The sequence below is a fragment of the Pedobacter hiemivivus genome (genome assembly GCF_005144565.1).
Taxonomy (GTDB): Bacteria; Bacteroidota; Bacteroidia; order Sphingobacteriales; family Sphingobacteriaceae; genus Pedobacter; species Pedobacter hiemivivus.
In genome coordinates this window covers 200,723-215,719 of sequence record NZ_SWDX01000005.1, presented here as the reverse complement: position 1 = coordinate 215,719, position 14,997 = coordinate 200,723, and the positions used below count along the sequence as shown (strand labels likewise).

The following is a 14,997-nucleotide window of genomic DNA, read 5'->3' as shown; positions in this document are numbered from 1 at the left end:
GATCATGAAATATATATATAAATATTTAGTGCTGGGCATGGTCCTTACAACCTTTTGTGCCTGCGAAAAAGAACTGGGTGCTTTACCCAAAAATGATAAAGTTGATGCCAATACGATACTTGATCAGGGGACTGCTCAAACTGCGCTGAATGGGGCCTATTACTATTTTGCGAACGCAGTTATGGCTAAAACGAGGTGGCAGGCGCACCAAGTGGCACCTGCCGAATTAGCGGGTTATATGGGTTATGGCTATGGTGCTTTCGGAGCGGAATGGAGCAATAAAAATACCAGTATTCAGAGCTACTACTGGGAGGAATCTTATAAGTTAATTAATGCCGTAAATGGAGTGGCAACTGGGGTAAATAAATTGCCGGACAATAAATTTACAGGCACACGGAAAAAGGAAATCATTGCTGAAGCCCGCTTTTTAAGAGCTTATGGACATTTTAAGATATTAACATTTTACGGCGAATGGTATAAAGCGGATAGTCGATATGGAGTATTGCTTAGAGATGAACTATCTACGATTAGTAATATAGCTAAACCACGAAGTACGGTTAAAGATAGTTATGATTTTATTTTGGCGGATCTGGATGATGCCATTGCAAATGGTCCGGAAGAAAAGTCGGGCGTTTATGCAACTAAATGGGCGGCAATGGCCTTAAAAGCGCGTGTTTTAATGAGCCGTGGTAAGGCGGCAGACTATACCACACTGATTGGGTTGGCAGATGAAATTATCGACGAAGGGCCCTTTACTTTGGAATCTAATGCCAGGGATATTTTTCAGAAAAATGGATTAAATAGTTCTGAAGTCATTCTGGGACTTAAACCACAGGCTGGACAAGAGTTGGACTACAATGCCAAAAGCTGGCAATATTGGCCTGGGCATTCGAGTTTGTATGTTGCAACACCAATGTTGAAAGTGCTTTATGATAATGATCCCCGTCAGGCCTGGGTAATAGGACCTAAAAGAGGGACTACTTCTGTAAGTTATTTCCTTACTAAGTACATGTTTGTAGGCGGGGTTCCTACCTTGGTTTCGGAAACCGATTACGCATTACGTTTAACGGAAGTTTATTTGTTAAAAGCCGAAGCTATTGTTCGTTCGGGAGGGAGTTTAGCGACAGCCAAGACTGTAATTCACGAGGTGCAGGAGAAGGCTGGAATTACCAATGTTGTAAATTCCATTCCTTACAATGCAGTCGAAGGTGCAAATACACCTTCGGATCTGTTGATGGAGATTTATAAGGAGACCGTGAAAAGTCTGATTGCAGAAGACGGAATGGAATGGATGGCACTGCTTAGATTGCCTTTTGCTACGGTGAAGCAATTGAAACCGACCATTATAAGTGAACAACTGTATATATTGCCAATACCAAAGGACGCATTTTTATATAATCCTTTATTTGGTGATCAAAATCCAGGTTATATTAAGAACTAAATCATGATAAAGAAATTAAAATTTATAATGTCGCTGCTGCTGTGCGCTAGTATTGGCGCATATGCGCAGACAGCCATTGTTTTAGGCAATATTTCTGGTCTGAAAGAAAGCAAAATTGTCTTTTACTATTTTAAAGACGGCAAGTCTGTTACCGATACAGTGAAAGTAAAAGATGGTCAATTTAGGTGGGTTGTAAAGATGCCTGAGGCACAAAAAGTAAGTGTAGTGCTACTTGACGATTACTACCAGTTCTTTGTAGAAAGTGGAAACATTAAAATTACAGGTGGGAAAACCATCGAGGAACTTAAAGTAACGGGTTCTAAAACTCAGGACGAATACAAAGCTCATGATCAGACATTGCTGGGTTTGAACAATCAGCGATCTTCTTTATACGACAAGTGGGGGAAAGTAAGTGATGAAGAGCAAGCTGTATTAGAGGCAAAAATTGAGGATTTGGGAAAGCAGCGCAAGCAGCGGAATAATCAATACATTATTGAACATCCTAAAAGTGCAGTTAGCCTCAGCCTCGTTTCTGATAAAGTAATTGTAGGGAACTATGAGGATGCAATTTATGCGTACGAAAAATTAGCCCCATCTGCCCAGATTAGCATGATTGGCAAGCAAATCGCAGAAAGATTAACCGTGTTGAAAAGAAGTGCCATAGGCGCAACTATGTTAAGTTTTACACAGAATGATCCAGAGGGCAAGCCGGTTCAATTTGCAAACTTTAAAGGTAAATATGTGCTGGTAGATTTTTGGGCAAGCTGGTGCGGACCATGCAGGGCCGAAAATCCTAATGTGTTAAAAGTTTACAATCAGTATAAAGACAAAAATTTCACTGTTGTGGGGATCTCTCTCGACGATAAAGCCGATCGCTGGAAAAAGGCGATTAAAGATGATAAAATGCCATGGACTCAGGTTTCCGATCTGAAGGGATGGAAAAATGAAATTGCCACTTATTTTGGTATCAAGGGCATTCCAAATACACTGTTGATCGATCCAAAAGGCAATATCATTGCCGTTGGTTTGAGAGGAGAAACATTGGTTAAAGCACTTGGTAAGTATTTAGGTGGAGTTTAAATTTTAAAAACAGTGTAGTAATTATTTCCTTAAGGTTACATATGCATGTTGAAGCCGTTAATTGTAATGATTAGCGGCTTTTTTATTTTGTTCTGGAAAAAGCGTAAATTGACTATTGGAATGATAATCCGAGATTATTTATTTAACATTGGATTTTAGTTTCATAATATTCCAGCGTAAATCGAAAAATGATTTCTTACAGTTCGGTTAGTGATGATAAATTGGGGGCAATCCTACAACGGGACGATGCCGCTTGTATTCGGAAGAAGAAAAGGAGAATGATCAGAAACTAGCGGAGTTATTTAAATAACCTGATTTGCTACCGATACCCATACGGGTTCTAAACGGCCCCTCTACGGCTAAAGCCGTAAAGAACCCGTAGAAAAGGTGTAGGGAACTCGTATTTAGTCTTTACGCTTATTGGAAGGAAATAAGCGATTCAGCTATTAGAAAAATAAATAATAAGCTGACAAGATAAAACAGGCGTATTGTTTGAAATTATTCAAAACAATACACCTGTTTTTTTTATTTAACATTAAACCAACTCGTTAATTGTTCATTTTTATTTAATGTTATTATGAAAAAATCAGCCCTTTATTTGTCTTTTTTGGCCCTGCCATTATTGTTTAGCTGCAATCAGGATGCTCAGAAAAATAAGGAATTGAAGGATAGTTTAAGTGCTGTAGCAAAAGGCCTGGCTCCTAAAGAATGTTATATGGCCATCGATGAAACAGATACTGCGAGAATGACAATTAGACCTGGAGTCAATGATAAGATAACAGGAGATCTTATTATTAATTATAAAGCAAAAGGGAAGAATGATGGTTCGTTTGTAGGTGCATATAAAGGAGATACCTTGTTTGTTGATTATACCTTCAAGATTGGGACAGCAAATAAAACCGTTTATAAAAATCCATTGGCTTTTTTAAAGAAAGATGGTAAACTCATCTTAGGTGTTGGCCAGATAGAAACAAGTGTAGGTAGATCTTACTTTGTAAAAGGAAAGCCAATTAGCTTTGATAAAGGCAGATTTACATTTGCAGCTGTAGAGTGTAAGGAATAATTTTTAATCTGAATTGAAATCTTTATTTTGCAGGGATTAACGTTAAACTTAAGCCCTCATTAAAACAACTGTGTATCATAAAACCATTAAAAGTGCTCTTAGGGCCTTGTTTGTTGTTTTGATGTTTTTTCCATTGCAAAAATCACTTGCACAGGCTCCGGCTATTACCTACGCCAGCCCTAAAACATATACTGTTGGTAGTAGCATCATTCCTTTGCTACCTGTTAATACTGGAGGGGCAGTGCCTGCCAATAGCTATAATATGGTAAGCAGGTTTGCCGGCGGTTACGCTCCGGTTTCTTTTGATGGTGTAGGTGCCGGTGCAGGTTTTGATAATCCTTCAGGAATAGGAACTGATGCTTTAGGAAATGTGTATGTTTCAGATTTTGGAAGTGGGGCCATCAGAAAGATTACACCTGCAGCTATTGTGACTACCATTGGTAATGTAAATACACCATCGGGATTGACGGTAGATAATTTGGGAAACATATTTATTTCTAGTTTCGATGAAAGTAGGATTTATAAAATAAGCCCTGCAGGTGTTAAGACTGTTTTCGCGGGTAATGGTGGTTCTGGCTCCGTTGATGGAATGGGGACAGCTGCAAGTTTTTATGGTCCTGGAGGTATGACAACAGATGCTGCGGGAAATTTATACGTTGCTGATCAATCCAACAATAAGATTAGAAGAGTTACACCACTGGGACTTGTTACCACAATTGCAGGGAGTGGTTCGGCAGCCTCAAATGATGGCCCGGCAATTTCTGCCAGCTTTTATAATCCTGATGGTGTAGCAGTTGATGCACTGGGAAACATATATGTAGCGGATAGTAAGAATAATAAGATCAGAAAAATATCGGTGGGAGGCCTGGTGAGTACATTTGCAGGTAGTGGTGCCGCCGGTTATTTGAATGGTACTGGAGCGGCTGCAAGTTTTAATTATCCGACAAGTCTCGATGCAGATGTTGCTGGGAATTTATATGTTTCAGATTACAGAAATAATGTGATAAGAAAAATATCCCCAACGGGGGTGGTTACAACACTTGCCGGAAGTGGTAGTACCGGTAATTTGAACGGAATTGGGACAGCGGCAAGTTTTTACGGTCCCTTAGGACTGGTATTTGATCAAAATGACAATCTTTATGTTGCAGACTATATAAATGACCTGATTAGGAAAATTACATTAACGGGCTATGTTATTGATAAGGTATTACCTTCGGGGTTGAATTTTGATCCAAGTACAGGTATCATTAGTGGTACCCCAACCGTACCGGCAGTTGCAACCGATTATAAGATTACAGCTTTTAATATTTACGGCAACAGTAGTGCAGATGTAAACATTGAGGTGCTTAGGCCTTCCCCAGTTAGTTTGGCTCCTTTTCCTGTAAAAACAGTTTGTAGTGATGATTTTGATCCTGGAGCGGTAAGTAATGTTCCTGTGACCTATACCAGTAGTAATCCTCTTGTGGCTATAGTTGTTAACGGTGAAATTCATATTGTTGGGCCGGGCACCTCCACTATAACGGTCAGTAATGGGGCTAGTTTTGCAGACCAGATATTAACAGTTGATCCGCTTTTAATCCCATCTGTTAAGATCACGCCTACTTATTTTTCATCCTGTGAAGGCATGGAGTTAACTTATGAAGCTATTACTATCGATGCGGGTCTTAATCCCACTTATCAATGGCAGGTTAACGGACAGAATGCGGGTATAAATAGTTCGAAGTTCATTAGCAGTGACTTAAAGACTGGTGATATCATTACATGTGTGGTGACAAATAATGACGCCTGCATACCGGTTTCATCGCCTATGTCAGGACCGGCATCCTTAGATACTACACCCTATACTTCCATTGCTGTCAGCATCGTTTCATCTGTAAGTGGGCCTATGTGCCCTGGTACTCCCGTAACATTTACTGCAATACCTTCTGATAATGTACACTCGCCTAACTATTCATGGTATGTAAACGGAGTGTTAACCGCAACAAATAGTTCGGTTTTTGCTGTTGCAACTTTAAAAAACGGAGCTGTTGTTTATTGCGTTATGGTTGCAGGAGGTGCGTGTATTCTTAATCCTGTAGTGAATTCTAATTCAATAAGCGTCAGCATCCTTAATGGGGCTGACTGTGTCATCAAGGTGCCCAATGCTTTTAGTCCGAATGGCGATAATATTAATGATAAATGGATTATAAATGCGTTAAATGCATCCGAGGGCTGTACTGTTAAGGTATTTAACCGTCAGGGTTCAATTGTTTACCAGTCTATTGGCTACGTCGACCCCTGGGACGGAACAACCAATGGCAAAGCGGTGCCAATCGGAACTTATTATTATCTAATTGCGCTGGAAAACGGAAAGAGAAAGATGTCGGGATCAATAACGATTTTGCGTTGAAAGCGGAGCATCCTTGAAGAAAAGAATCAATAAATGCAACTGAAAAAATCAGAAGAGCCCTACTTCTGAACAACGATTAGATTACGATTTGAATAGCAATCCTGTAATCGGTTTACCAGCACGCTTTGTTTGATAAAGAAAGAATAAACCTGTAGCCAATAGTCCGATGAGGCCGGCTATACAAACCGCCAATCTAGGACCAAAAGCATGTGCTGCCCAGCCAATCAATAAACTGCCAATCGGAATCATTCCCTGGTACGCCATTACATAATAACTAATTGCTCTCCCTCTCATTTCCGGTATTGCATGTGTTTGAATGTAAGTGTTGATTGCAGAGGTTTGAGCCATCATACCCACACCACTTAGTGCCATAAATATCAATGCAATTGGTAGTATGCTCGAATACGACATGAATACCAGACTTAAGCCGAATATGGCACTGGCAATAATCGTGATTTTCATGAGTGGTTTGGCCGATTTTAAGTTGGCCAGATACATCGCCGATACCACTGATCCTAAACCCGCTGCACTTTCGAACCAGCTAAAAGTTCCGGCATTGCCATGAAACAAGTCTTTCGCAAAAATAGGCATTAGGGTATTGAAAGGGATTACAAACAAACTGCTAATTCCGATCATCACGATCATACTGCTCAAATCTTTATCGCTGGATATATATTTAAAACCATCTTCAAGTTCTCTCCAAATGCTTTTTTGGGCGTGTGGAATTACAGTAAGGTTCAGTTTCATCATCAATAAACAGATGAGTACTGGAATATAACTCACAAAATTACCTACAAAACAAAAGTCTTCGCCAAAAGTGCTTAAGATAACACCAGCAATAGCAGGGCCTACAATTCTGGCCAGATTTGCCATGGTAGAGTTGAGTGCGATGGCATTAGGTAAGTCAGTTTTATCTTCCACCATTTCAACCATAAGGGATTGGCGACAAGTCACATCAAAAGCATTAATGATACCTTGAAGGAGACTTAAACCTATAATAATTGGGATGTTGTAAAATTGAAAATAGATGATCGCAGCCAATGCGCCGGCCTGCATCATAGAAATCACTTGAGTAATGAGCAGGATTTTGTATTTGTTATTTCTATCGATTAAACTCCCTGCGTAAGGAGAGAGAATTAAAGAAGGAATAAGGCTAACAAAGGCAACCAAGCCTAATAACATGGCCGAATCTGTTAGTCTGTACACCAGCCAGCTTACCGCCGTCTTCTGCATCCAGGTTCCTATAAGGGAAATGGATTGTCCGTAAAAGAAGAGTTTGAAATTGCGGTACTTTAATGATCTGAACATGGAGTGTTTTAAATAATGTTATTGTCCTACAAATTTCGGGATAAGATTTAAAGTGGTAAAATTGATTGTTTTAATGATATTGATTAGTTTTAACGATCGATTGTAATAGCGACAATGGAAATAAGACAAATCAACTATTTTATTAAAGCGGCTGAAATGCTACACTTTACGGAAGCAGCTGCGGCATGTTTTGTGACACAGTCGACCCTTTCTCAACAGATCAAACAATTGGAAGAGGAACTGGGGATGATGTTGTTTGATCGGATAGGGAAGCATGTGCATTTAACTGAGGCTGGTGGGGTATTCCTGAATCATGCCAGACAAATTGTGTTGGATGTAAAGAAGTCTAAACAGGCAATTGTCGAGTTAAATAACCTGGTTATTGGCGAGCTAAGGATAGGGGTTACCTCGGCATTTAGTTCCGTTTTGCTACCTGCTTTGGCGCCCTTTTCTGCCAAATACCCGGGTATTAAAATAGTAGTGGAATATGGTACTGCGGCAGAGTTGGAGCATAAGCTGAAACAAGCCGAATTGGATGTGCTCCTTGCTTTTCACGAACAGACAGATAGTGATGATGCCAATCTGGAAATGGAGCATCTTTTTTCATCGAGGATTATGATGGTGGTATCAAAGCACCATCCACTTGCCGATCTGAAAAAGATCTCTTTGACCAACCTCGCTAAAGTGGAGCTGATCTTGCCGAGTCAAGGTTTTAGCTCCAGGGATTTATTGGACGAACTATTCCATAAAGCACGTCTTTCTCCCCTTATAAAAATTGAGATGAACAACATCCATTCTTTGCTATCATTGGTGGACGATGGAAGTTGGGCCACCATCCTCAACGAAAAGGCGCTCATTACCTGGGAAAACCTGATTGCCATTCCAATCTCGGGAAAGGAATATTATAAACAAGCCTTTATTTTATGGCAAAAAGGAGGGTACAGAAAGAAATCGGCAACCCTCTTTATACAGGAGTTGATTGAGACATTACAACTTGGAAAAACCTGATGAACTCAGCCCTAATTGCTTAATGGCTGGTAGTTTAGTCGGCGATTTGTCCCATTGGTCCTTAAAGTAAATAATGTTGTCGGCAATAACGTCTGATGAGTTTCTAAGTTTAATGACAACCGGATTGTCATTAGCGCTGACCATTTTTAAATCAGCTAATTTTGCACCAATCACATCATCCAGGAAAATCGCATACCTACTGTCGCGCTGTTCATAATTGAATGAGCTGTTTTTTACAGTAAGACCATTGACATGACGTGCCCATATCCCATAAGAAGGTTGAGTTTTTAGATTTCCCACATTATATTGGCCAACACCCAATTCAGGGGCTAGGTTTGTGGTATCTGCAGGCGGATTTCCACCTTTAACCAGCACATGCACATCATTAAATACAATGTTTTTAATGTATCCAGTATGCAATTCGTTTGGCAGCTTAAAATTAAGCCCCCCTGTAACCGTTTCAGTATCCGGTAACTTGTAACCCGCAATGATTGGAGTAGCCTTGTCTTGAGTGCCGTCATAAGCCTTCCAGCGACCATTTTTACCGCCGTAAGAACTTCCACCGTACACCTCAAAAATATCTATTCCATTCAGTATAATATTCTCCACCTTACCTATGTTTACATTCTTAACCAGCAATTCATCATGTTTTATCCCATTTTCGGTAAAAGCATACCGGCCTACAGTGGCCCCAAGAATGCGGGCGCGGTTAGATATGGAGATAAAGAAAGGGGCTCTCGTTCTGTACATTTGAGAGCGGGAGTGTAGCTTTCCGGTATGGCCACAATTTAGGTGAATGTCACTGATGTGCGCGCCATCATTGGTCGAAATAGAGAATCCTGCCTTATTGGCTCCAAGCACATAGATGTTGTCCACACAAATGTCCTTAATGTCATCCGCTGTCTCAGAACCGATTTGAAATAAGTTACAATTTGTATCCCCAATAATATTGCGGACTTTGTAATTCCTTGCCGGACGTGTAAAGCCTAATGCGCAATCAGAACCCGGTTTTATGAGGTCATCAGAACTTACTTTCGAGTAAATATTGGTAGCAGTAACATTGTTGCAGCCCATAAAATCATAAATATCACGCGCATTCCCCTGGTTTGCTTTACCAAAATAAGTATTGTGCACATTGATGTTATCCGTACCTGTAGCCAGTAAAACAAAGTGCCCGGCACGGTCAATCCTTAACATATTGCTCACATCAACTATTTTCAAACCATCTTTCCCAATGTAATAGGGTTCATCTTTTTTAGGATCATACCAAAGGTCTTCGGAACGTGAAATGCCACCAATTTCAAGATTGGTACATAACTTCAGCGTAAACATCTTATCCGCGCGATTATCCGGTGCATTGCTCATCACTTTATCGCTATTAACCAAGTTTCCATTACCTGTGATCAAACCATTGCCAATAATCTTCACATTATCTAGTCGCTCCCCAAAAAACATGGTATTCCTAAAATAATGATGACCAACATCCTGCTTCGTCATGTAATTCTCTGGATCAGCATAAGGTCCCGGGTCAGTAGGTGAAAGCCCAGAACGGTATTTTCTATCACTAAACCAGGTAGATTCAGGTGCATCTGCCCCTTTAATGGCGCTAATGGTCGCCTCTTTATCCACAAATAAATAAACATTGCTTTTCAAATGAACCGTCCTCACATTATAATTCCCTGCACTAAACAAAATCGTACCACCGCCCATTTTATTTGCAGCGTCAATAGCGTCATTGATACCCTGGGTATCATCTGCGTTGCCATCACCCTTTACCCCAAAACTTTTAACATCCATTTTACCTGAATAAAACTTAAGTGTATTAGATAGACCCTTATTTGGACCATCGTTAACATTAAGTTTAAAAGCATATAATTTTTTAGGCAATAAACCCGATACTCTAGCTGTAGCTTTTTTAGCATCAATTACAGCCGAAGATGCGGTCCAGCTTTTACCATTGTCCAAAGATTGCAGTATAGCCACATTTTTGATGTTGACATTGATGCCCCATTTAAAACCAACAGTAGTATAGTTATTAGGTGTTTCTTTATACTGAATATCTGTGTTAACGATTCTTTCAAAGCTAGAAACCGGATTGGTTACCGTCAATGTTGCGCAGGCAGCACCAGTAGCTGGACTGGTTAAAACCTCTGGCTTGGCAGTTGTATATGATCCACTAAATGAATATTGTCCTGCCTTATTTAATTTTACGTTTTCAATGGTAAGCTTTAGATCTGGTCCATTTTCTGGTCTCAAATCCAGGTTGCTAAAGGTAAGGATTGAGCCCCCCTCAGCAGCTTTGCTAATGGCTACAGTACCAACTTTCGAATAAGAATAAGCACTACCAACACGACCGATAGATTGTCTGGCCAAATCCTTTAACTTAACCGTTCCACGTCCAATTACATTAACAGTTGTATTGTTTAGCGTAACCTCAATACCCGCAGGTAAAAAGAGTTGGACAGTAGCATTAGGCGTTCTTTGGCCTGCACTAAAATAAAGGGTTAAATCATTACTTGTATTTACAGTAGCCTGCTCGGTTTGTAAGTAAAGGTGTCCTGCTACAGCCATCGGTTTTACTACGATTTGATAGCTCCTTTTCGCTTTTCCATCTTCAGCAGTAACCACAAGAAGGTCGCCGTTTATCAGCTCTCCATCTTCTTTTGTCGTACCATCCTTATCCGTAACCTTGTACTTTTGAAAAGATCCATCTTTCGACTTCAGTTGCATCAGGATTTGCTTCACACTCATTTTTGTGGAGACTAAGCCCTTATCTTCTGGCGTATCTACTGTAAATAAATAAGTGCTCCCTGCAATAATTACAACGCGATCATTTGTTATTTGCGCAATATGAGTGGCTGATTTGCTGATCTCTATTTCAGTGTCAGACTTATACTTTTTGATTTTAACCGCCAAAGCAGGTATCGTGATACAGATCAAAAGAATCAGGGGTAATGATTTTAGTTTGTTCATGGTGAATTGAAATGGTTGTTAAAAATCGGTATTCTGTATTAAATTAATATGACTAAGTATTCAACTATTCTGGCAGAAAACCTATATTTACCTGCAAGCCTTAGTTTTATTATGAAGAAAATCCTTTCTATTGATGGTGGGGGAATAAGAGGAATTATTCCGGGAATGGTTTTGGTTGCGCTTGAAGAAAGGCTGAAACTAGAGAGTAAAAATCCAGATGCTGCTATCGTCGATTATTTTGACTTTTTTGCAGGCACCAGTACTGGTGGTATATTGACCTGCCTGTTGCTATGCCCTGCAGAGGAGAATCCGACAAGACCCCGGTTTTCTGCCAGAGCAGCGTTAGATCTATACCTGGAGCATGGGAATGAAATCTTTAAAATGAGTTTCTTTAAACGCATCCGGGCTAAACTTGGGCTTGCCGGCGAACGTTACAATAGTATGATTTTCGAAGGTGTACTGAAGAACTATTTTGGCGAGAAAAAACTGAGCCAGCTCATCAAACCATGCATCATCAGTGCCTATAATATTGAACTTAGGAAAACCCATTTTTTTAGACAACAGAACGCAATCTCAAGAGGCAATATCCGTGATTTTTACTTAAGAGATGTTTGTCGCGCTACCTCAGCTGCACCCACTTATTTTAGTGTAGCAGAGATCCACTCACTGGCCAATGTGCGTTACCCATTACTTGATGGTGGTGTGTTTGCTACAAACCCTGCTTTAAGTGGCCTGATTGAAGTAACCAGGGCTTTTAACCAAACCCGGATCAATGATATTTCTTTAGTCTCACTAGGTACCGGTCGTTCTAGAAGATCTTATGATTATGACCATTTTAAGAAAAGTAGTGCGATGGCTATTGTGCCTGCAATACTAGACATTATGATGAGTGGCGTAGCCGAAACCAGTGATTTCTTCCTGAAACAGCTGTTCAATTCTATTGGGCACTCAGAAAACTACATTCGTATAGAGCCGGACAGTTTGGAAAGTATTAAGGAGGGACTGGATGCCGCAAGTCCTGCAAATATTGAAAGGTTAATCGCACTGGGTGATAGGACCGTTAGTGAAAATGAAGCCCGGATCACTCAGCTTGCAAAAATGCTGATCGCCGAAGCAAAAGATACTTCAAACAAAAAACCATGGGATTTTTTAAAGGCCGTAAGATCATTGGGCTCTCTGTAAGTATCCAATTATAGCACACTTTTTGCTCCTGTTTTATCGTTAACAATCAGGATGAGCAATAAAACCCAAAGCCGTTTCTTCAAAGCCATAAAAGGAAAAATCATAATTGCATTGCTCTTAGCTTGTTTTGCCATGTTTATGGCATGGGCGGTAAGCAAAGTGGCTTTTAAAGAAATGCTGACTACTGTGGAGAACATCACTGCGCCAAGTGAGCGGTTAAGGGTAGTGAGTGCCATTTCACGAAAAATAGGCGCGCTTGATCAACTGCAAAAAAAGCAAGCTTTTAACGATCCCGGTAATTATAACCAACTGTTTAAGGAGTCTGGGCAATTGCGATTGGTGTTAGATACCTTAGCCGGATTGTATGCGAATGACTCTACCCAGCTAACCCGAATTTTAACCATCAAAAGACTTTTAAGGGAAAGAGATAAGCAATTTATAAATTACCTTAAAGTAAGGGAGCGACTGGTTAATAATAAATCCTTCTCCGAACAGGTTAAAAGCCTAAGTGCGCTGGCAGCAAAAAGTTCAGAACAGACTGATAGTACCATTGTAGCTACAGAACAGAAAACATCCACAACAACGATATACCCAACAGAAGAGCGCCCTAAAAGCTTTTTTGGTAAAATATTTGGCAGGAAAAAGACCAATGATGAGGATAATGGGGTTAAGATCGTAAACGAAGAAAAGGTAAAAAGAGATACCATTGCTTTGTCTGCCGAGGCCCGAATGACTAAAAATCTGGAGCAATCCTTAAAGATCATAGAGAAAGAGCAGCGGATTAAAAACGAGAGTTTCTTAAGCATGGAAGCGCTCTTAACCGATGCAAATACTTTGCTCGTTAGCCAGATGCTTGATGTATTAAGAAAGGTAGAAAGTGAGGTGGTTGCACAAATTGAATTAAACGGGATTCAGGCAAAAAATGTGGTAAATACAGGCATCAGTACCATTAGCATCATTATGCTTGTCTTTTTCTTTTTAACCGTATTGTTGCTCTATTTCATTTTAACAGATATTACAAAAAGCAATAAGTATAGGGCTGAACTGGAATTGGCAAAAGACGAAGCGGAATATCATGGAAGAGCCAAACAACGGTTTCTCTCCAATATGAGTCACGAAATCCGAACACCCTTACAATCCATTATTGGCTATTCCGAGATCATCCGGAAGCAAGAACGGCCACAGCGGAAAGATATTGATGCTATTTATCACTCTTCAGAACACCTATTGCAGATTGTAAATGAGGTTTTGGATTATAACCGCATCATTTCGGGCAAATTCACCTTCTCAGAAAAAGCATTTGATATTGAACAATTACTTCATGAGGTGGTTTCGGTGATGCGGACCCAAGCCGAACTCAAATCACTCCAACTGATTACTGAATTTGAGCTTTCTGGTATAAAATACGTAAATGGAGATCCTTTTAGGTTGAAGCAGATTTTGTATAATCTTTTGGGAAATGCCATAAAATTTACGGTGAAGGGTGAGGTCACGCTTTCAGCATTTTTTAAAAGGCAGGGCGAGCTTCTTCATTTTACCTTTATGGTAAAAGACACCGGAGTTGGATTAACCGAGGAAGAAAGTAAGCTGATATTTAATGAGTTTGAACAGGTCAATACTTTGCCTGATGAGGAATTAAATATATCCGGCGCTGGATTGGGTTTAACCATCATCAAATCATTGATTGAACAACAAGGTGGCCGGGTATATGTGAAAAGTAAGAAAGGAGAGGGCAGTGTTTTTACGGTTTACCTCACACTTAAGATAGCCAGCGAACCCGAATATGAAAGCGCGCTTGTTGAGCCTCTGGCTTATAAGGGGAAAGTTTGGGTAATAGATGATGACCAGTTGATTCTTGATCTATGCGCCGTCATTTTTCAAAATCATGGCATCGACGCCCGGTTCTTTAACTCACCCACACAATTGCTAAATGCAGCCTGGGATAACAAGGTTAAGTATGTGCTGATGGATATGCGCATGCCCGAAATGGATGGCATTACACTTTGCAGAAGGTTAAGAGAAAAGGTAGGCAATGCGGTGAAGATCTATGCCATTACCGCACAGGTATTGCCTGATGAGCGCGATTTGCTCTTAAATAATGGATTTGACGGCTTGGTGATGAAGCCGTTTAAAGAAGCGGAGCTTTTATCGGTGTTTTATAACCAGGCTATAACTGAAGATGTAGATGAAGAATGGGCGGAAACAGAAATAGAATCCGTTGACCTGGATTTAACTTCGTTAAAGAAAATGACTTTCGATGATGAAGAGCAGTTAAAAAAGATACTCTTCAGGTTTTCGGAAGACAGTTTGAACGATAGCGATGAAATACGGGACGCGATGAATAAAGCTGATCAGCCGCGGTTGCGATTGCTTACCCATCGATTGGCTGGAAGAATCGCACAGATAGGGGCAAAAAAGCTCGCTACAGCATTTAGATTGATGGAAATGGAACTTAGAGCGGATGAGGATTTAGACCCGCTTAAAAAGCACGAAATAGAAAGCTTGTTGCAGCAGTTAAATCAGCTGTTGATACAGGTTAAGGCCTCAGCATAG

General features: G+C 40.3%; 9 protein-coding genes. 7 read left to right on the top strand and 2 right to left on the bottom strand.

Going from position 1 to position 14,997, the window contains the following annotated elements; all coding sequences use genetic code 11:
* The first annotated feature begins 4 nt into the window (after window positions 1-4).
* The 4 genes from FBD94_RS14065 (at window position 5) to FBD94_RS14050 (ending at window position 5,973) form a co-directional block, all read left to right on the top strand.
* Window positions 5-1,441, top strand: coding sequence for a RagB/SusD family nutrient uptake outer membrane protein (locus FBD94_RS14065; protein WP_136880644.1), 1,437 nt, complete (start codon window positions 5-7; stop codon window positions 1,439-1,441).
* Between the two features lie 3 nt (window positions 1,442-1,444).
* On the top strand, window positions 1,445-2,521 hold the full coding sequence (locus FBD94_RS14060; protein WP_136880643.1) for a TlpA disulfide reductase family protein: 1,077 nt from the start codon (window positions 1,445-1,447) through the stop codon (window positions 2,519-2,521).
* 577 nt (window positions 2,522-3,098) lie between these two features.
* Window positions 3,099-3,584: a hypothetical protein gene (locus FBD94_RS14055; RefSeq protein ID WP_131611098.1), complete on the top strand. Its 486-nt coding sequence runs from the start codon at window positions 3,099-3,101 to the stop codon at window positions 3,582-3,584.
* A gap of 133 nt (window positions 3,585-3,717) precedes the next feature.
* Window positions 3,718-5,973, top strand: coding sequence for a T9SS type B sorting domain-containing protein (locus FBD94_RS14050; RefSeq protein WP_169472308.1), 2,256 nt, complete (start codon window positions 3,718-3,720; stop codon window positions 5,971-5,973).
* An 81-nt stretch (window positions 5,974-6,054) separates the two neighbouring features.
* On the opposite strand, the gene FBD94_RS14045 is transcribed toward FBD94_RS14050, so the two are convergent.
* A complete protein-coding gene (locus FBD94_RS14045) occupies window positions 6,055-7,281 on the bottom strand; it encodes an MFS transporter (protein ID WP_136880641.1) in 1,227 nt (408 codons plus the stop codon).
* A 114-nt stretch (window positions 7,282-7,395) separates the two neighbouring features.
* Between FBD94_RS14045 and FBD94_RS14040 the strand changes: the two genes are divergently transcribed.
* Window positions 7,396-8,289, top strand: coding sequence for a LysR substrate-binding domain-containing protein (locus FBD94_RS14040; RefSeq protein WP_136880640.1), 894 nt, complete (start codon window positions 7,396-7,398; stop codon window positions 8,287-8,289).
* Here the strand turns inward: FBD94_RS14040 and FBD94_RS14035 are convergent.
* Window positions 8,269-11,262, bottom strand: a complete 2,994-nt coding sequence (locus FBD94_RS14035) for a glycosyl hydrolase family 28-related protein (RefSeq protein ID WP_136880639.1) — start codon at window positions 11,260-11,262, stop codon at window positions 8,269-8,271. The two genes, FBD94_RS14040 and FBD94_RS14035, sit on opposite strands and share 21 nt — an antisense overlap.
* Window positions 11,263-11,310: 48 nt before the next feature.
* Between FBD94_RS14035 and FBD94_RS14030 the strand changes: the two genes are divergently transcribed.
* Together FBD94_RS14030 and FBD94_RS14025 are read left to right on the top strand one after the other, a co-directional pair.
* A complete protein-coding gene (locus tag FBD94_RS14030; RefSeq protein ID WP_225874797.1) occupies window positions 11,311-12,444 on the top strand; it encodes a patatin-like phospholipase family protein in 1,134 nt (377 codons plus the stop codon).
* Between the two features lie 51 nt (window positions 12,445-12,495).
* Window positions 12,496-14,997: a hybrid sensor histidine kinase/response regulator gene (locus FBD94_RS14025; protein ID WP_136880638.1), complete on the top strand. Its 2,502-nt coding sequence runs from the start codon at window positions 12,496-12,498 to the stop codon at window positions 14,995-14,997.

Bases quoted from the DNA above. Each gene is read 5' to 3' on its own strand.
- FBD94_RS14065 (WP_136880644.1), top strand. From the start codon at position 5: ATGAAATATATATATAAATATTTAGTGCTGGGCATGGTCCTTACAACC.
- FBD94_RS14060 (WP_136880643.1), top strand. From the start codon at position 1,445: ATGATAAAGAAATTAAAATTTATAATGTCGCTGCTGCTGTGCGCTAGT.
- FBD94_RS14055 (WP_131611098.1), top strand. From the start codon at position 3,099: ATGAAAAAATCAGCCCTTTATTTGTCTTTTTTGGCCCTGCCATTATTG.
- FBD94_RS14045 (WP_136880641.1), bottom strand. From the start codon at position 7,281: ATGTTCAGATCATTAAAGTACCGCAATTTCAAACTCTTCTTTTACGGA.
- FBD94_RS14040 (WP_136880640.1), top strand. From the start codon at position 7,396: ATGGAAATAAGACAAATCAACTATTTTATTAAAGCGGCTGAAATGCTA.
- FBD94_RS14035 (WP_136880639.1), bottom strand. From the start codon at position 11,262: ATGAACAAACTAAAATCATTACCCCTGATTCTTTTGATCTGTATCACG.
- FBD94_RS14030 (WP_225874797.1), top strand. From the start codon at position 11,311: ATGACTAAGTATTCAACTATTCTGGCAGAAAACCTATATTTACCTGCA.
- FBD94_RS14025 (WP_136880638.1), top strand. From the start codon at position 12,496: ATGAGCAATAAAACCCAAAGCCGTTTCTTCAAAGCCATAAAAGGAAAA.